Raw genomic sequence first — 18,951 nt, 5'->3', positions numbered from 1 at the left:
TTTAAGCTCGATTTAGCGTTTCTCGAGTGGGACCCAGTCAATCACCCATGCTGATTTCATGCCTAGGCTTGTATCACTGGTAATTTTCTTACGTGCTGAATCGGCAATCTCTCGATTTTTAGCAGGCCCGACCATAATTCGAATCCCTTTCGAGGTTGGGCTTTTGGTGACCTTATAACCTTTGGCACGTAATTTAGATGCTACTGCATCTGCATTCGCTTCATTTGCAGCCAATGCCACTTGCACCATCCATTGTTTATCACCATTTTCCAATAGATCGCGTGCTTTTTCAGCCTCAGCCTTTTTCTTTAAATCGGCCTCATGCTTGGTTTGTGCTTGTTTTTTCTCAGCCTCTTTCTTTTCGGCTTCTTTTCTTGCTGCTTCCTGCTTCTCAGCTCCTTTACGTTTTTCCTCAGCTTGTTGTTGCGCTTTAACTTCTGCTGCTTGTTGCACTTTATCCTCTGCTGCTTTTTTCTCAGCAACTTTCTTTTCAGCTAACTTTTTTTCGGCTTCAGCTTTACGTTTATCTTCAGCTATTTTTTTATCAGCATCAGTTTGTTGTTGAACTTTCTGCTGTTGTAACTTTTTTTCAGCACTGAGCTTCTCTTCAGCCAAACGCTTTTGTTTTACTTTCTCATCTTCAATCAGTTCAGGAGGAATATTATCCGAACTTTGCTGTGCGCCTGTACGATGCGCATTTAAAGCTGCATATTCTTCTGCTGCCTTACGTGCAGCTTCTGCTTCTGCTTGTTGCTGCATGACTAAAAACTCTGCTGCACGTACTTCTTGTTCTGCAACTGCTTTTTCACGTGCCCGACGTTGTTCTTCAAGCAAACGTTTTTCGGTTTCAACATCAACCGTTAAAGGTTGAAGCTGAACCATTTCTCCAGTTGTAGCAGGCTTTTGCTGCTCGACTTGGGAAGCGCGCTCTGGGGTTTTAAATTCATTTTGATCTATTTCGTCTTTACCCTTCAGGAGCAATGCTGCCAATAAAACACCACCACCTAATAAAACAACGCCACCCATCCAACGTTGTGTGCTATTCATTGACATTCTTCCAAATACTCCCATACCGCTTCTAAGGTATGAAATGAACCACATACCAAGATCAGCTGATTATTTTTCGTTTCATTCAGCGCTGATTTAAAAGCCAATTGAACACTTTCAAAGTGTTGTACTGTTTCACCCTGTAATGCCTCATCAAGCTGTGCTCTTTCAGCTGCTCGCGGAACGGTTAAGGGTGCAATTTTCCATGTTAAAACAGTATCTTTCAATAACTCTACGACAGAATTGATATCTTTATCTGCCAGCATTGAAAAAACACCGATCACTTCTGTGTACTGTTTATTGTATTCTAAGTATTTTCGCAACTGCTGTAACAAAAATTTAACACCATGCGGATTATGCCCCGCATCAAAAATAACCGTTTTATCTTGAATTTGACAGATTTCAAAACGACCTGCTAGTCGTGCCTGTTGAATGCCTTGTGCAATCGCTGCTTGGCTAACTGTTAAACCACTGAGCAAAATGGCAGCAACTGCCGTTGAAATATTTTCTAATGCTAAAGAGCCGAGAGGAAGTTTTAGGGTTGTACCTGAGGATGCAAACATCCAAGTTTGACCATCGTCGCTATATTGATAACAATAATCACGCTCTGCCACATAAAGTTGCGCCTGACATTCATCGACTTTATTTTGAATTGCCTGTGGCAGTGGTTGTAAACCCCCAAAAATTACGGGAATATTCGGGCGAATAATGCCTGCTTTTTCGAAAGCAATTTTTTCAATCGTGTCACCTAACCAATCGATATGGTCTAGACCAATATTGGTAATCACAGCCACATCTGGGTCTACGACATTCACCACATCTAAGCGACCACCTAGACCAACTTCTAAAACCCAAACATCACATTGTTGATGTTTAAAAATGACAAAAGCAGCCAAAGTGGTTGCTTCAAAAAACGATAAGCTTAAATCACAGGCACGACGTGCTTGATCCACTTGTACAAACGCATTCACCAAAGTCTGGTCATCCACTTCAACCCCAGATAACTTCACCCGTTCATTAAAACGGTAAATATGTGGGGATTGATATAAACCGACTTGATAGCCTTGTGCATTTAAAATGGCAGCTAAAGTCGTGGTGGTTGAACCCTTACCATTGGTTCCTGCTACAGTCAGGACTTTTGCCTGTGGTTGTGTCACTCCGAGCTTTTCAGCCACAGGAATGACACGTTCTAGACCTAAATCAATGCCCGTAACGTGAACATGGCTCCAATAATTGAGCCATGTAGTTAAAGAGTCTGTTGCAAGTGGTGCTGTGTTCAAGGCAAATTCATCAGTTTCGCGACAATACGATATACAGTATCACGTAATGCGTGACGATGAACAATTTGATCGATTACACCATGATCAAGCAAGTATTCAGCACGTTGGAATGGTTCTTCCAATGTTTCACGTACAGTTTGCTCAATCACACGTTTACCCGCAAAACCAATCATGGCTTTCGGTTCAGCAATATGGACATCACCTAACATCGCAAGTGAAGCCGTTACACCACCATATACTGGATGCGTCAATACCACTAAATACGGTAAACCTGCATCTTTCATACGTTGAATCGCTGCTGAAGTCCGTGCCATTTGCATGAGTGACAACATGCCTTCTTGCATACGTGCGCCACCCGATGCAGCGAAGCAGATTAACGGTTGTTTATCTTTAATCGCACGTTCAGCCGCCTGTACAAAACGGTCACCCACAACCGTACCCATTGAACCGCCCATAAAGTCGAATTCAAATGCACATGCAACCAAAGGAATACCTTTTAACACACCTTGCATCACCACCAATGCTTCAGTTTCGCCAGTTTTCTTTTGTGCTTCAGACATACGGGCTGGATATGGCTTGCTGTCCACAAACTTGAGTGGATCCTTCGCAACAAATTCTTGACCCAATTCATTTTGAACTTGGTCAAAGAACCACGTTAAACGTTCACGTGCTTTCATACGCAAATGTTCGTCACATTGCGGACAAACATAAGCGTTAAATGATATCGCTGTACGTGTCACCAGTGCGTGACATTCAGGACATTCGATAGTTGGTTCTGTAAATGTTGCTTTGAGTGCAGTTTGCTCATCGGGTGTGTGAATACCCGGAACATGACGTTCCGTCCACGGCGTCGCTGGGCTCAGAATTTTGCCTGATTTCACTTCTTGATTCATACTAACTCATCGAGCGCTGCTCGAAGCTCCTTGACTTTATTAACCGTTTCGACAACAGCTTGTTCTGGCGCTAAGTTCGCAAATTGTTTGACAAAAGCACTACCAACAATTACCGCATCAGCCGCTACACCCATTGCTTTCGCAGAGGCAGCATCGCTAATACCAAAACCCACACCAACAGGAATATCAGTCACAGCTTTAATTTTTTGGATACGAGTTGCAGCTTCAGAGACATCTAAGGTTGCAGCACCCGTTACCCCTTTCAAGGACACATAGTAAATAAAGCCACTGGCTTGATTCGCCACATATTGAATACGTTCATCTGTAGATGTTGGTGCAAGTAAGAAAATTTGATCCATGTTAAATTTTTTCAACACATCATCTAAATCTTTTGCTTCTTCAGGCGGTAAATCCACCAGAAGTAAACCATCTACACCGCATTCATTGGCATAAGACACAAATTTTTCATAACCAATCACTTCAACTGGATTTAAATAGCCCATTAAAACGACGGGTGTTTCTGTATCTTTTTGACGGAACTCTTTCACCATATTCAAAGCATCTAAGGTATTGGTTCCACCAGCCAATGCACGTTCTGCTGCAAGGGCAATCACTGGACCATCTGCCATAGGGTCTGAAAATGGAAGACCAAGCTCAATCACATCCACACCTGCCTCAACCATCTGGTGTAACAATGGAACCGTTACTTGCGGATGAGGGTCACCAGCCATCACATAAGAAACTAGCGCCTTACGCTGTTGAGATTTAAGCTGTCCAAAACGAGTGGCTAAACGTGACATAAGGGTATGCTTTCCTTGAATTATTTTAAAACTGAGGAGTTGGCTTTGTAGAAACACAAGACAACGCATTGTAACGCTATTTTTTACTCATTGAATAGAGTCTGAAAACCTCACGATACACTAGACTGACAATCTCATTTTTTCAGAACAATCCGAGAACACCATTTACTGATATTTACGATTTTTTCTCAATGATCAAAGATGCCTAATTTTGCTATTTAAAAAAATAGCCAACATTAAGATAAACTTATTTTTATTAGTAAAAACTTGATAAAAATAACTAAGTTAGCTTTTACATTTAATGTTTTATGAAATAGCAAAACCTGCACTATACTACACACGATTTTCCTTTTTTCTATTTTATATGACTCCCAACTCCCAAGGTAAAGTGCAGGCGCGTGCGTTGGCACTGCTACCTCTTATTGTATTTTTAGCCATTTTTTTAGGCAGTGGTATCTATCATTCCATGATTGGTACTGAGTTTGCTTTTTATCAAGTTAAAGCACCTGTGGCAGTGCTGCCCGCTATTATTCTTACAGTGTTGATTTACCGTGGCAAAGTAAATGTAGCGATAGATGAGTTCTTAAAAGGCGCCAGTCATCCCAACTTGGTTTTGATGTTTATGGTGTTTATGCTGGCAGGTGCATTTGCCAGTACCAGCAGTGCCATCGGTAGTGTCGATGCCACAGTTCAACTGGGGCTCTCGATTATTCCACCTACGTTTGTATTGCCTATGCTGTTTGTGATTTCAGCATTTATTGCAACAGCAATGGGGACTTCGATGGGTACCATTGCAGCGTGTGCTCCGATTGCTTTCGGTTTTGCACAAGTAACTAATATTGAAGCTGTTTATGCGATTGGTGCAGTGGTTGGCGGGGCAATGTTTGGTGATAATTTATCCATGATTTCAGACACCACCATTGCAGCCACCAGCAGTCAAAAAGTACAACTTCGCGATAAGTTCAAAGTCAATGTATGGATTGCAGTCCCTGCGGCCATCATTACCATTTTAATTTATGTATTGACCAGCCATACTTCACAAAATATTGTATATAAAGATTATGACCTCTGGCTCATTCTGCCTTATGTGGCTGTATTTTTACTGGCTTTTTCACGTTTACACGTCCTTGCCGTTTTAACCCTTGGGGTCGTACTTTCAGGCTTGATTGGTCTGGTTGTTCGTCCAAATTTTGATTTATTACAGCTCAACACATCCATCTATGATGGCTTTGTGAGTATGTTTGAAGTTGCATTACTGTCTATGTTTTTAGGTGGTTTGTCTGCCCTTATGCAAAAAGAAGGCGGGCTACAATGGTTAATCGAACGCATTTACAGTGTGACCCGTTTGCTGAAAGTCGGACGGCAACGTGCAGGTGAATTGGGAATCAGTTTCCTTGTACTATTCGCCAATCTTTTTGTGGCCAACAATACCGTTGCGATTATTTTATCGGGCGATATGGCACGTGAAGTGGCAAAAGAATACGGTGTAGATCCGAAACGTGCTGCGGCCTTAATGGATATATTTTCCTGTATTGTACAGGGCTTGATTCCCTACGGTGCTCAATTACTCTTGGCATGTTCTATTGCGAAACTATCGCCCGTAGAACTGATCGGTAATATTTACTATTGTTGGGTATTGGCGATTTTTGCAATTTTAGCGATTGTATTTCGCTTTCCAAGATTCAAAGCGGCTTAAACATCAGCCCGAAATAGCATCATCCCGATAAAAAACGATCTGAAAAGGTTAATGCCAGTCAGTTAAGGGTTTTAGAAATAAAGCCCTTAGTTTTTAGTTGTTCATGACGGAGTCTTACCGTTTTGGATCAGATATTTGGAGCTAGTTCGTTCCTTGCGAAACAATGTTTCTCATACGCCAAAAGAACCAAAAACATTTGTCATCCGCAAAACTCGCCAAATCCCTTTTATTGATTAATAAATCGCAGAAACCTTACTTTTTAAAATAGTTTTGCCTTGCGCTGCAAAATAAAGCCGTGCTTTATTTATTGCTCAAGTTGCGGATGACGTTTCCGCGTGTCGAATAACATCATGAATTTAAAAAATAAAATTCCAGTCAATTTCTTAACTGACTGGCATTAATCTGAATAGGTCGTTTTTTTATGGCTCAAGTTAATCTTTGAGCTGTTGCTTTCGCTGCAATAGCGTTTGACCATTATAGGCTTTATAAGCACGCGCCAAAGCAGACTGGTCTGAATAACCCAAATATATTGCAATTTCAATCAAGCTCATATTTTGCAGCAATAATTGCTCACAGCGCTTCATTCGCTCTATTTCAAGAATTTTTTTAAACGATGAATTTTGCTCATTCAGTTGACGTTGTAACGTTCGTGAAGATATATGTAATTCTGTGGCAATTTGCTCAATTTTCGGCACACTATTTTGTAAGCGCAAATATTCAGCCACTCTCATATGTAGCTGCTGATCTAAAGTTTCATAACTTAATCTAGAAGCAATCGCCTCTTCAGCTTGCTTGGTGAGTAAATGAATCAGTGATGGGTCGGATTGATGCGGTTGTAACTCTAAACTGTCTAAACGCAATACCAGCTGATAATCCGTTTGTTTAAATAACACCTCACAACCATAAAACTTCTGATATGCATATAAACTCATTTGCGCTGCATGAGCAAAATGTAAAGATCTTAAAATAGGCTGACTCAAACCAAAAATTTGTCGTGCTAATTGCACAATACAAGCAAAAGTCATTTCATGAATTAAGGCATATTTTTCATCAATATTGGGCCATGCCAAATGAATTTCATCCCCGTGTTGATAGACTTGTACTCGCGTTGCCGCAGAACCATCAATCACCAAACGACTAAAACGCATTACATAATGAATCGCCTCTGCTACGCTCTTACTTCTCGATGCGATATAACCTAAAACCCCAAAATGCTCAGGTCGTATATGCCGTGCCATTTCGAAAATCAGTTGTGGGCAATCAAGATGCTGCTGCGTACGCTGGATTACCTCCAAGAAGAATGTATAAGACGACTGTGTATCGATAGGCATGCTTAACACCTGACGTAATTGTGCTTGATCCTGTTGAAGAAAATCGAGTTGCAACCCATCTAAACCACGTTCTGCCAAATACATTTGCCAGAGTTGAAAATAGCCATTCGGTATCTGTATTTCGTGCATGGCCTTGCTCTATATGTTCGGACTATTTTGACATGCGATCTTTTTATTCTGTCGTCAAATGTATAAAAATTGGCAATTACTGTCAAAACAAAATCCCAAAAGACCGACATACTGCAATTATTCAAGGCGATTTAAGTAAAACAAAATGAATGCCATTGTCCAAAATCAAATCACTCCTGTTGTTCGTAGTCATCTCGATTTTAAACTCAATGAAATCCCGCGTTTTTGGTTTGGGGGGGATCCCTTTATTACTCGTATGTTTGATGCGTTAAGCCTGACTTTCCCAGATGGCGAACGCTATTTTATTCAATCCGTTCGTTTGTTCCGCGATCAAATTACCGACCCAGATTTAAAGCAACGCGTTGCGGACTTTATTCGCCAAGAAGCACAACATGGTATCGCCCATGACCAAATGAATCAGGTCATGAAAGAGCAAGGTATGCCTGTTGACCTGTTTATTCGGCGTTTAACGAAAATTTTTAAATTCGAACTGGAACAGCGTTCACCTCAATACAACATTGCCATGACCGCCGCAGCTGAACACTTGACTGCACTCATGGCAGAAACTTTTTACAATAAAAAAGAAACCTTACGGGATGCTCACCCCTATGTTCGCGCACTCTTTGCTTGGCATGCGATTGAGGAAATGGAACATCGTGATGTTGCTTTCGATGTCATGAAACAAGTCGGAAATGTACCTGAATCTACCCGTAAATTTACACTGGCATGGACCACCTTGCTGATGCTTGGCTTCACCATTTACCGTACCAATGTGATGTTAGAATATGATGGGTTTACGCCATTACAACGGCTCAAAATGAATATTCGAGGATTGCCTTGGTTTTTGGGTAAAAATGGCATCTTTAGAAAAATGGGCAAGCAATACCGTGACTGGTTTAACAAAGACTTCCATCCTAACCAACATCCTGTCATTGCCCAATATGATGTTTGGGTAAAAACCCTAGAAGAAACAGGTGATCCAATTGCAGCAGGAGAAGCTTTTTGGCAAGCAGCTAAAGATTAAAAATATATTGATTCATATTGACCAAGTCCCTATCCATAAGGACTTGGTCTTATTGTTTATGCTATAGCTGATTACTTAATTTGGTAGCACATCAAAACCTTATGAAATGATATTTTACGAAAATATTTCCGTGCTACGATATTTAGAATTTAGCTATATAGCATATTACCATTTGGCATAATGCTGCTCTAACAAGCCATATTCATTTAACAAGACAATTTCTTGCTCATCACAACGGCTCAAAATGAATATTCGAGGATTGCCTTGGTTTTTGGGTAAAAATGGCATCTTTAGAAAAATGGGCAAGCAATACCGTGACTGGTTTAACAAAGACTTCCATCCTAACCAACATCCTGTCATTGCCCAATATGATGTTTGGGTAAAAACCCTAGAAGAAACAGGTGATCCAATTGCAGCAGGAGAAGCTTTTTGGCAAGCAGCTAAAGATTAAAAATATATTGATTCATATTGACCAAGTCCCTATCCATAAGGACTTGGTCTTATTGTTTATGCTATAGCTGATTACTTAATTTGGTAGCACATCAAAACCTTATGAAATGATATTTTACGAAAATATTTCCGTGCTACGATATTTAGAATTTAGCTATATAGCATATTACCATTTGGCATAATGCTGCTCTAACAAGCCATATTCATTTAACAAGACAATTTCTTGCTCATCTTGCTGAATCGTGCCGCTAATTTTAGCTTGCCATTGGCTAAATTGGCTTCCGACTAATCTTAAATTAAGATTTTCATAGCGTCGCCATCCCGTCTTTACATCCAAATTTAATTTTTCATCCAGTGAACGAATCGTCCAATGCCCTTCTTCTTGATGTTGAAATAAAATATCGCTTAAAGGATACAAAACCCCATTCACCCACAAACAATTTTCATTGCCAAAACTTTCATTTACCCCAGAAGCTAAATTTAAGCCAATGCGGTTATTATTCGCATCCCAAAAATTACATGACAACCAAAACCAAGCTGTTTCTGGGCGCAGAAAACCACAGGTGTCATCTAAAGAAGCAAAAGTTCTTTCATTAAACTGGATGGTTTCACCCTGCTTATTTATAAAAAAACCTTCGCAAGCTAAAGTCGTCAGTTTTTGCGTATACGTCCAACCATTAATGCCTGTTGGGCTACACATACTCAGTGGATCTGTTCCTGCACAAAAAATTCGCGCGCTGAGTTTAATTTCACCATATTTAGTCACATGGATATAACGCACACCATTGGCATGCTGAATATCAATTTGAAAAGGAGACTTAGAAAAAAAGCTTTGATTATAAAGCGGTTGTTCATCAACAACGGTATGACGGGATAAAAAGTTAATGGCATTCCATTCTAAAACTTCCTGAGTCATATGGTTATAAACATATACAAAGCCATGACCTGCCCAAGCAATATCAGCAATGGCTAAACCAATGGTGTAGTGTTCATGTTGAATACAACAAAACTTAAATTTTTTATATTTTAGCCGCTTACGCCAACCTGTAAGCACTTCACCATAAGGCGTTTTATATTGATATTTATTTAAATCGATAATCTTTGGAAGAGCACTGAAACGTCCATAATTCGGTTGTCCATTTGATTGAATCAAATCCATTTATCAAATTCCATCTAGCTAAGAGATCATAAATTCCATAATCTTATTATGCCTATAAAAATATATGAAAACAGTGTCATTAATCGTTATTCATCCAAAATTCGCAAAAACTTCATCTCATTCTTTTAAGTTGATTTATGCATAAATAATATTGATTAATCATTAAGATATGCATATTAATCATTGAGCATTAAATAAGTATTTTCCCACTGATTCCCTGAAAACTCACCTTCGATTAATTGCACATAACGACCATGTATTTGATCAATGGCAATACAATCATCCACATCTAATACGCGGTCTGTATGTTGTTTTTGCCAATGCTGTGCAAAGTAGGCTTTGCCACGTTGTTTGGCCACCATTGCATTTTGTGCAACCACTAAAACATAACGATGCAACTCACCAAACTCACGTGCATCATAGCCGCCCAGGTTAAGCAAATAGAGTTTTTGATCGGCTTGATTCGGCGCAGCATCGGTAAATTGAACTTGATAATTTTGACCTTCAAATGCCACACCATAAATCTGCGCCCAAGCATCAATATGCAAACCTTTTTGCTCACCAAACCATGCATTTTTAAGTTGTGGATAAACATCTTCAAGCGAATCACCTACGGCTAAAACCACATCATGAACTTCTGTGTTAGCGCGGGCATGACGACCACCGAGCATGACGATAAATAGGCTGGGCATTTTCTTTCCTCTATTCAACAATTTCTTTTACATCGCAAAATGATTAATCATTTATGAGACAAAAAACATACTTTTTTTTCAGCAAGAATATTAATCTAAATGATACACGCCAAACTCATCAGCAACTGTTCGAGTCAGACTAAAATTAAATAAATCATGTTTCTGCAAAGTATAAATCACATGATGGGATTCGACGAGTTTTGCTGATGGATCGTATTTTGGTTACTTTTTTAAAAGTAACATGACGAACTCCTACCATGAGATGAATAAACGGTAAGACTCCGTCATTATAAAAAATAATGATAGATTAAAAGTATGGGTGACGCGGAGGCGACATGGATGTCGCCGTTTTACTGTGCTGCAAGGATGCAGCATCAGTAAAACAAATGGTTTTGCTTACTTTTGCCAAAACAAAAGTAAGATATTTCCTACGCAAACCAATCACAATTCATCACTTAAAATGAGGAAGTGCATTTATAAATTTTCCCTCTTTTAAATTACCTAAGCCATTTTCATTAAAGTAAATAAAAAATCGTGCTGAGCTTTTACCCAACACGATTCTTTAAATCCCCTCTCCAAACCTCCCCCAAATGGGAAGGCTGCAAAGAAGTAATTACATTTCAACCATTTCCACGCCATCAATACGCGCAACAGTCATCAAGTCTTTATCACCACGACCTGAAACCGTAGCAATAATAATTTGATCTTTTGACATGGTTGGCGCAAGTTTCGTCACATACGCCATGGCATGCGAACTTTCTAGCGCAGGAATAATCCCTTCAATTTGGGTCAAATCACGGAAGCCTTGTAATGCTTCTTGGTCATTGATAGGCACATATTCAACACGGTGCATATCTTTTAAGAAACTGTGTTCAGGACCTACACCCGGATAATCCAAGCCAGCTGAAATCGAATGCGTTTCAATGATCTGACCTTGATCATCTGACATTAAATAAGTACGGTTACCGTGTAATACACCCACGTGACCTGCATTTAATGGCGCAGAATGTTTGCCTGTTTCAATGCCATAACCTGCGGCTTCAACACCATACATTTTCACATCAGAATCATTCAAAAATGGATAGAACAAGCCCATTGCATTTGAACCACCACCTACACAGGCAACCAATGCATCAGGCAGGCGACCTGCTTGTTCTTGAATTTGCTTGCGTGCTTCACGACCAATAATCGATTGAAAATCACGAACCAATTGTGGATATGGATGTGGCCCTGCAACTGTACCAATCACATAGTACGTTGAATCAACATTGGTCACCCAATCACGCATCGCTTCGTTCATGGCATCTTTCAATGTTTTTGAACCACTTTCTACGGGTACAACTGTTGCACCGAGTAAACGCATACGATAGACGTTCATGGCTTGACGTTTTACGTCTTCTGCGCCCATAAACACAACGCACTCAAGACCCAAACGTGCGGCAATCGTTGCCGTTGCCACACCGTGTTGACCCGCACCTGTTTCCGCAATAATCCGTTTTTTACCTGAAAGTTTGGCAAGAAGCGCCTGACCAATGGTGTTATTTATTTTATGTGAACCTGTATGATTGAGGTCTTCACGTTTTAAATAAATTTGCGCACCACCTAACTCTTTCGACCATCGCTCAGCATGATATAACGGACTAGGACGACCCACGTAATACGCGAGATCACGGTCAAATTCTGCCAAAAACTGTGCATCATCTTTCATACGGAAATAGAGTTTTTCTAAATCCTGTAATGCAGCCATTAAAGTTTCTGACACAAAACGCCCGCCATGAATACCAAAATGCCCTTGTGCGTCAGGGAATTGGGTATAGTCAATCTTATTTTGCTGATCCACAATGGACTCCTTGCATAAAGCGTTCTATAAGTTGTTGGTCTTTAATACCTTTTGCGGACTCTACGCCTCCGCTGACATCGACTGCGTAAGCCCCAGTCGTCGTTATAGCGTCTTCAATATTTTCAGGGTTTAAACCGCCTGCCAAAATTAAAGGAATATCCAGTTTCGGGAACTGCGACCAATCAAATTGGTGTCCTGTTCCGCCTTTAAGCTCAGGATGCCAAGCATCCAATAATACTGCGCTCGCACCGACTTGTTGATAGCTTTTTATCACGTCTATAACATTTAAATCGGGCTTAACCTGAATGGCTTTATACCAGCGACGACCTGTGTGTTGTGCAATTACCTGACATTGTTCAGGTGTTTCATCACCATGAAATTGAATCATGTCTAAGGGTATTTGTTGCAAGACCTGTGCAATTTCATCACCTGTTGCATTGACAAATAAGCCAACCGTTTGCACATAAGCAGGCACATGCTTTACAAGCACTTTGGCTTGTTCAAGGGTGACACTGCGTGGACTCGGTGGATAAAAGACAAATCCAATGGCATCGGCACCTGCCTGTACAACAGATTGAATATCTTGAATTCGTGTAATTCCGCAAATTTTGGCGCGCGTTCGCATACAGTTTTGGCTCTGGTTTTAGCTCTGTTTAAGCCCAATGTATAAGCTATATATAAATCTTGGACGAATCATTGTAATGCAATTTTAAAAGCTTGAGTAAAGTTCATCCCGAATATTATTTACATACATTGTGTAATTCACATACAAACTTTATACTGCGCGCAAAATGCAGCAAGTCTAAGCATTCGCTTTAGGGAAGTTGGTGAAAACCCGACACTGCCCCCGCAACGGTAAAAATGAAAAGCATATCAATGAAATCTTTTTCAAGATTGACGCCACTGCACTGAAGGTGTGGGAAGGTGGATATGTAAATATCAACGCTTTGATATTACATTTTAGTCCGGAAACCTGCTTGTTGCTCCTTTAACTCAATCATTCACGGGGGGTGAGTGTATGGAGCGTAAAAACATGTCTACTCTTTTTCAACCTACAGCTTTAGTGGGCGCTATCGCTATTGCGATGGGTTTCTCCGTATCTGCACAAGCAAATACAAATTCTTCTGTTAATGCATCTTTAGAAACTTTGGTAGTTACCGCATCTCGTTCTGAAGAAAAGATTAAAGATGTACCTTCGCGTATTTCTGTGATTGATGAAAAAACTATTGAACAATCTCCGATTACAGACCTACCAACTTTATTAACTAAAGAAGCTGGCCTGACTGTCAAGCAAGTTGGTGGCTACGGACAAACGGCTTCAGTATATTTACGCGGCACTAATGCATCGCATACCTTATTTCTACAAGATGGCATGCGTTCAAATATTGCAACTGTAGCTGGTACGAATACTCCTCTCTTTGATCTTTCAGATGTTAAACAAATTGAAATTCTAAAAGGTCCTGCATCAGTCCAATATGGTACTGATGCAATTGGTGGGGTGATTCAGCTAATTTCTAAAATTCCAACAGAAAATTCAATATTTACCACCGTTGAAGCAGGAGAGCGCAACACCTATAAAACAATTTTAGGTGTTGATGTTGCAGAAGACGGTTTTTATGCTCAGCTCCGCGGTCAACGTTTTGAAACTGATGGTGATCAAATCATTACCAATGATGACCGTAAAGCAGGCTTTGACCAAAAAGGTTATACCGCGAAAGTTGGCGTAGAAAAAGAAGCTTATGGTCTTTCTGCTGAAGTTAAAGAAAATAAAGGAACGGGCGATTATTTTTCTTACGGCGCTCCTAAAGCTTATGATTTTCTTAACCGCCTATACAATATCCAAGGTCGCTTAAACTTTAATGATAGCTTAACTTGGAATACGCGTCTTTCTCAATTTGAAGACCAATATAATGTGGTAAAAGGTTCATTTCCTTCTATTGTAAATACTGAGCAGCAAGAAATTGACTCCAACTTAAAATGGCAATTCACTCAACACCAAAACGTGCTCTTTGGTGTTGAGTACAATAAAACTGAGGCAGCGAAAGTTGCCGCTTATGCAGGTGATGTAGGCTTTAAATCAAACAATGAGACTATTGGTTATTACGCACAACACCAGTTTAAAAATGACCTATTCTCAACTCAAGCAGGTGTTCGTGTAGAAGATAATCAGCAGTTTGGAACACACACTGTTGGTCAACTCGCTGCTCGCTACTTTGCCACACCAAAGACAAGTTTTTATACCAACGTAGGTACAGCATTTAGAGCACCTGTTGTAGGCCAGATTATTTCTGAACCAGCATGGTGGGGTGGTAACCCAGACCTTAAACCTGAAGAAAGTATTTCATATGAATTAGGTTTTGATCATTCCTTTGATTACGGTATCCACGTTTATGGATCTGTTTATCAAACCAAAATTGATAACCTCATGGTGTCTGATTCATCTACAGGATTTAAGTTTTATAATCTGAAGAAAGCGACTTTCACTGGATCTGAGCTTGGTTTGAAGTGGAAACAAGACAACTTATTTGCAAATGCAGAATATGCTTATGTACAGCCGAAAAATGATGATACCGACGAAGACGCTCCAAACCGTCCGCGTCAAAACTTCACGTTATCTGCTGGTTGGGATAATGGAGTCTATGGTTTCACAACATCTTTAGTTGCTAAAAGCTCTTCTAAAGACCTTCAAGAGATTCCTGGATATACTACTATCGATATGAATGCTTATTGGCAAATTAATCCACATGTCAAAGTTTTCTCGAACATTCATAACATCGGGGATACAACTTATAAAGCAGCATGGAATAACGAAGTTAATTCGTACTATCTTGCAAGCGGTCGCTTAGCTTCAGCTGGGGTCACTTTCCGTTATTAATTTAACTTAAAGCCTCAAAAATACATTTAAAACAGCGCAGTTTATGGATAATGTTCTGACCGACATTATCCTTTTTTATGACTTAAAAATTTTAGGAAAAACTATGGGCTACCGTTTAAGCAAAATTTACACCCGTACAGGCGACTCAGGCACAACAGGTCTTGGCGATGGTTCACGCGTTGCTAAAGATGATTTACGTATTATTGCCTTAGGCGATGTCGATGAACTGAATTCTTGTATTGGTATTTTACGTGCCCAAATTACAGTCAGTTCAATTGAAGATAAATCCGCTTGGGACAAATCTTTAAGCTTAATTCAACACTGGTTATTTGATCTGGGTGGCGAAGTCTGCATTCCCAACTACAATATGGTTTTACCTGTTTCAGTTGAATTTTTGGAAAATGAAATTGATCGTATGAATGAAGCCTTACCGATGCTCAAAGACTTCATTTTACCTGCGGGAACACTATCTTGTAGCTATGCACATCAAGCACGTTCAGTCTGCCGCCGTGCAGAACGTAGTCTGATGACTGTACATAGCCGTGACCAAAATATTCAAGCCACTTCATTACAATTATTAAATCGTTTATCCGATTGGTTATTTGTTGCTTCACGCACGTTGCAACGCGCTGAAGGTGGTAGTGAAGTGCTGTGGCAAAAAAATATTAATGAGACGATTTAAATTTTTAAATTAAAATTCAGAATATAAATAACCTAACAAAATCACTATCGCGATGGCAGCATGGATGCTGTCCGTTAGACTGCGGCACAAGAATGTGCCGCAGTCTAACAAAGGCTTTTTGTTACTTTTTTATCCCTAAAAAATAAGGTGTTCTCTCACCAGTAAAATCTAATTAAAATCTAATTAAAATCTTCGGAATAAGAAAACACAAAGATATTCAACTGTTCTAGGTTCAATATTTAGCGTTAATATAGTCACAAAATACCACCAGAATTTATTATGAAAATTATCGGTCATCGTGGTGCACGTGGTGAAGCCCCTGAAAATACATTAGGAGGCTTTCAATACATTCATGACTTAGGCATTCGAGCCGTTGAATTTGACGTTCGCCAGCTTAAAGATGGTGAATTGGTGATCATGCATGATGACAACTTCATTCGTACTACAGGTATCGATAAAAATCTTTATGAATGTACTCAGGCAGATTTAAACACTTATAATCAAGCCAATATCTGGATGGATTGGGAAAAACAAATCACTCCAACCTTAGTTCAAAGCTTAAATATTATGCACGACTTTGAACACCTTGAAGTTGAAGTTAAAGCTGTTGAAACATTGCAACAAGCTGAAAGATTAATTATCGAATTACAAAAACAACTGAAAGGTTTTGAGCAAACTGCGGTGATCACCAGTTTTGACCTGAAAATTCATCAAGCCTTACAACAGCAACAATCCATCTTTAAACGAGGCTTACTGGTTGAAGATGATATTAAAGAACAAGCCATTGAACAGGCATTAAACTTAGGTTGCTGTCAAATTGGTTGGATGAATCAACTGGCAACAGATGACATCATTCAAGCCACACAAAAAGCTCAACTCAACATTAGCGTGTGGACAGTCAATGATATTGAACGGGCAAAACATCTTCAAAATTTAGGCATTGATGGTTTAATTACTGACTTTCCCAAAATGATGCTAGAACACTTATCCATATGACATCCACCAGATGCACTGATGTCACTTTTTTGCAATGAATGTGCTTTATTTCATAATAATAAATGCGCACAAAACAATCTATTTCGACATAATCAATACTAAGCGTAAATAAGATAACTCCAAACAGAACAAGCTCTTACTTTATGCTTCCAAAATCATTTCTTAAACCCTATCGTCGATCTTTAAATAAGCGGTCTTAGTCTTCGATAAAATCAATCAAATCTACTTATTATTCTGTTACTGTTTAGTACAATACAACTGTAGAATAATGCTAGTGCATATTTATTCGCTCATGCTAATATGACGAAGTTTTAATCCCTATAAACTGTATTGAATTAACAAATTCATTTATACCTTACCTTTACAAGGTTCTAGGAGTGCTGTTGGAGATGAATGCTCCCCTACCCAAAGCCCCAATTAACTGGATTGCAGTGTTTGCATTGGTACTTTTACCAATTGTGGCTGTAATCGCTATCCCTTTATATGCTTATCATCATGATTTTAGCTTAGGCGCATGGATCAGCTTATTTGTACTACTTGGTTTAAGTAGTTTAGGGATTACTGCGGGTTATCACCGTTTATGGGCCCATCGTGCCTATGAAGCGACCTTACCATTAAAAATCATTTTAATGCTTATGGGGACTTTTGCCGTTCAAAATAGTATTTTGTTCTGGGCTTCAGGTCATCGTACGCATCACCGTCATGTTGATGATATTGAACAAGATCCATATTCAATTAATAATGGCTTTTGGTATGCGCACATTGGATGGATGCTTCGTAACTATCCAGCAGCAGAATCAAATTATAAAAATGCACCAGATTTGTTAAATGACAAAGTGGTGATGTTCCAAGACAAATATTACATTCCTCTTGTTGTTGCTGTACATGTCGTAATTCTTACTACAGTCGGTTGGGCAGTTGGTGATATGTGGGGCGTATTATTATTGGGTGGTTTACTTCGCCTAATCCTAAGCCATCACGTGACCTTCTTCATTAATTCACTTTGCCACATGTGGGGAAAACGTCCTTATACCGACGAAAATACTGCACGTGACAACTTCTGGTTAGCTATTGCAACTTGGGGTGAGGGTTATCATAACTATCACCATATTTTCCAATATGACTACCGTAATGGTGTGAAATGGTGGCAGTACGATCCAACGAAATGGTTGATTTGGTCGTGTTCAAAATTAGGTTTAGCCAAAAACTTACGCCGTATTCCAAGCTTTAATATTAAAAAAGCAGAATTGGCAATGCGCTTTAAATATGCTGAACAAGATTTGGCTGTTTATGGACACAATGTCAATGAAGATATGGCCACTGCCAAACTTCGTATTGCACAGGAATATGAAGCATTTACCCAAACATTAAATGACTGGGCAAAGCTGAAAGAACAAGAAATTCAAGCCAAGAAAGCCTCTGTCGCTGAAAAAATTCAGCAAATGGATCACAAACTTAAAGTGGATTTCCAATTGGTTGAACAGCGTCTTGCACACCACCGCAATACGTTAAAAATCCTGATGCGCAGTGTTAAAAAGAACCCTATTTCTGAATAAGATACTGTTACGATAAAGCCCCTTCTTGGGGCTTTTCTTTTATCTCAGCCACTTAAAATCATATAAAGAAGGAAAAAAATGAACTTGAATAACATTCCATTTGGAATCACCAATTGGACAGAAATTAAAACTGAACGACATGCAGGTGAACATGGTCATGCCCTATGGCGTACGCAACAGTTTGACAATATTCGGGTGCGTATTGTGGAATATTCAGCAGGTTATTTAGCCTTGCACTGCAAATAAAGCATCGCTTTATTTTTGTTCATGGTGCCTAAAGGGGCATATCTTATTCTGCCTTGAAGGTGAATTACATACTGAACTTGAGGATGGTCGTAGCTTTACATTAACCGCTGGCATGAGTTATCAAGTTGCAGATCATGCCGAAGCTCATCGCTCCTCAACAACTACAGGTGCAAAACTCTTTATTGTGGATTAATCCTGTTTTAATCGTGCATCTATATCAAGTATAGTGAATCCAACCCCATTCAGTATTTTCCA

15 protein-coding genes, 2 pseudogenes and 1 riboswitch are annotated in these 18,951 nt (G+C 39.6%); of the genes and pseudogenes, 8 read left to right on the top strand and 9 right to left on the bottom strand.

Going from position 1 to position 18,951, the window contains the following annotated elements; genetic code table 11:
* Positions 1 to 12: 12 nt before the first annotated feature.
* Genes BLV99_RS13895 through trpA form a run of 4 tightly spaced genes read right to left on the bottom strand, consistent with a single transcriptional unit; the run spans position 13 to position 4,020 of the window.
* Positions 13 to 1,053 (bottom strand): SPOR domain-containing protein, encoded by a 1,041-nt coding sequence (locus tag BLV99_RS13895; protein WP_171259187.1) that lies wholly within the window; start codon positions 1,051 to 1,053, stop codon positions 13 to 15.
* On the bottom strand, positions 1,044 to 2,327 hold the full coding sequence (gene folC, locus BLV99_RS13890; protein ID WP_092691758.1) for a bifunctional tetrahydrofolate synthase/dihydrofolate synthase: 1,284 nt from the start codon (positions 2,325 to 2,327) through the stop codon (positions 1,044 to 1,046). The genes BLV99_RS13895 and folC overlap by 10 nt, the downstream gene beginning before the upstream one ends.
* The gene (gene accD, locus BLV99_RS13885; RefSeq protein WP_086185248.1) at positions 2,324 to 3,220 is read right to left on the bottom strand and encodes an acetyl-CoA carboxylase, carboxyltransferase subunit beta; all 897 of its coding nucleotides are present in this window, start codon (positions 3,218 to 3,220) and stop codon (positions 2,324 to 2,326) included. Before accD ends, folC begins: the two co-directional genes overlap by 4 nt.
* Complete coding sequence (trpA, locus tag BLV99_RS13880) at positions 3,217 to 4,020, bottom strand: tryptophan synthase subunit alpha (protein ID WP_004649507.1); 804 nt, start codon at positions 4,018 to 4,020, stop codon at positions 3,217 to 3,219. Before trpA ends, accD begins: the two co-directional genes overlap by 4 nt.
* 364 nt (positions 4,021 to 4,384) lie before the next feature.
* On the opposite strand from trpA, the gene BLV99_RS13875 reads away from it, so the two are divergent.
* On the top strand, positions 4,385 to 5,716 hold the full coding sequence (locus BLV99_RS13875) for a Na+/H+ antiporter NhaC family protein (protein WP_086185247.1): 1,332 nt from the start codon (positions 4,385 to 4,387) through the stop codon (positions 5,714 to 5,716).
* Between the two features lie 431 nt (positions 5,717 to 6,147).
* Here BLV99_RS13875 and BLV99_RS13870 read toward each other — a convergent pair whose 3' ends face one another.
* Positions 6,148 to 7,176, bottom strand: a complete 1,029-nt coding sequence (locus BLV99_RS13870; protein WP_092691755.1) for an AraC family transcriptional regulator — start codon at positions 7,174 to 7,176, stop codon at positions 6,148 to 6,150.
* Positions 7,177 to 7,321: 145 nt separating this feature from the next.
* Here BLV99_RS13870 and BLV99_RS13865 point away from each other — a divergent pair, with 145 nt between their 5' ends.
* Together BLV99_RS13865 and BLV99_RS13860 are read left to right on the top strand one after the other, a co-directional pair.
* Complete coding sequence (locus BLV99_RS13865) at positions 7,322 to 8,200, top strand: metal-dependent hydrolase (RefSeq protein WP_086185245.1); 879 nt, start codon at positions 7,322 to 7,324, stop codon at positions 8,198 to 8,200.
* 232 nt (positions 8,201 to 8,432) lie between these two features.
* Positions 8,433 to 8,651 (top strand): annotated as a pseudogene (locus BLV99_RS13860) (metal-dependent hydrolase); the annotation flags it as partial.
* A gap of 165 nt (positions 8,652 to 8,816) precedes the next feature.
* On the opposite strand, the gene BLV99_RS13855 reads toward BLV99_RS13860, so the two are convergent.
* The 4 genes from BLV99_RS13855 to BLV99_RS13840 form a co-directional block, all read right to left on the bottom strand.
* Positions 8,817 to 9,809 (bottom strand): DUF2804 domain-containing protein, encoded by a 993-nt coding sequence (locus BLV99_RS13855; RefSeq protein ID WP_092691753.1) that lies wholly within the window; start codon positions 9,807 to 9,809, stop codon positions 8,817 to 8,819.
* 176 nt (positions 9,810 to 9,985) lie between these two features.
* The gene (locus BLV99_RS13850) at positions 9,986 to 10,501 is read right to left on the bottom strand and encodes a DUF1543 domain-containing protein (RefSeq protein WP_092691750.1); all 516 of its coding nucleotides are present in this window, start codon (positions 10,499 to 10,501) and stop codon (positions 9,986 to 9,988) included.
* 613 nt (positions 10,502 to 11,114) lie between these two features.
* Positions 11,115 to 12,341 carry a tryptophan synthase subunit beta gene (trpB, locus tag BLV99_RS13845; RefSeq protein ID WP_086185242.1) on the bottom strand — a complete coding sequence of 409 codons (1,227 nt, stop codon included), beginning with the start codon at positions 12,339 to 12,341 and terminating at the stop codon, positions 11,115 to 11,117.
* The gene (locus BLV99_RS13840) at positions 12,325 to 12,966 is read right to left on the bottom strand and encodes a phosphoribosylanthranilate isomerase (RefSeq protein ID WP_092691748.1); all 642 of its coding nucleotides are present in this window, start codon (positions 12,964 to 12,966) and stop codon (positions 12,325 to 12,327) included. Before BLV99_RS13840 ends, trpB begins: the two co-directional genes overlap by 17 nt.
* 149 nt (positions 12,967 to 13,115) lie before the next feature.
* A riboswitch (cobalamin riboswitch) is annotated at positions 13,116 to 13,336 on the top strand.
* Positions 13,337 to 13,374: 38 nt separating this feature from the next.
* Between BLV99_RS13840 and BLV99_RS13835 the strand changes: the two genes are divergently transcribed.
* The 5 genes and pseudogenes from BLV99_RS13835 (at position 13,375) to BLV99_RS13815 (ending at position 18,889) form a co-directional block, all read left to right on the top strand.
* On the top strand, positions 13,375 to 15,216 hold the full coding sequence (locus tag BLV99_RS13835) for a TonB-dependent receptor plug domain-containing protein (RefSeq protein WP_092691746.1): 1,842 nt from the start codon (positions 13,375 to 13,377) through the stop codon (positions 15,214 to 15,216).
* Positions 15,217 to 15,319: 103 nt separating this feature from the next.
* Positions 15,320 to 15,898, top strand: a complete 579-nt coding sequence (locus BLV99_RS13830; protein ID WP_092691777.1) for a cob(I)yrinic acid a,c-diamide adenosyltransferase — start codon at positions 15,320 to 15,322, stop codon at positions 15,896 to 15,898.
* A 279-nt stretch (positions 15,899 to 16,177) separates the two neighbouring features.
* Complete coding sequence (locus BLV99_RS13825; RefSeq protein ID WP_092691743.1) at positions 16,178 to 16,894, top strand: glycerophosphodiester phosphodiesterase; 717 nt, start codon at positions 16,178 to 16,180, stop codon at positions 16,892 to 16,894.
* 389 nt (positions 16,895 to 17,283) lie between these two features.
* On the top strand, positions 17,284 to 18,450 hold the full coding sequence (locus BLV99_RS13820; protein ID WP_086185237.1) for an acyl-CoA desaturase: 1,167 nt from the start codon (positions 17,284 to 17,286) through the stop codon (positions 18,448 to 18,450).
* Between the two features lie 78 nt (positions 18,451 to 18,528).
* Positions 18,529 to 18,889: pseudogene (locus tag BLV99_RS13815) on the top strand (DHCW motif cupin fold protein).
* The last annotated feature ends 62 nt before the right edge of the window (positions 18,890 to 18,951 follow it).

The organism is Acinetobacter kyonggiensis, from assembly GCF_900107285.1.
In the GTDB taxonomy this organism is placed as follows: Bacteria; Pseudomonadota; Gammaproteobacteria; order Pseudomonadales; family Moraxellaceae; genus Acinetobacter; species Acinetobacter kyonggiensis.
The sequence above is the reverse complement of the archived record's forward strand: the minus strand, read 5'-3'. Positions and strand labels throughout refer to the sequence as shown.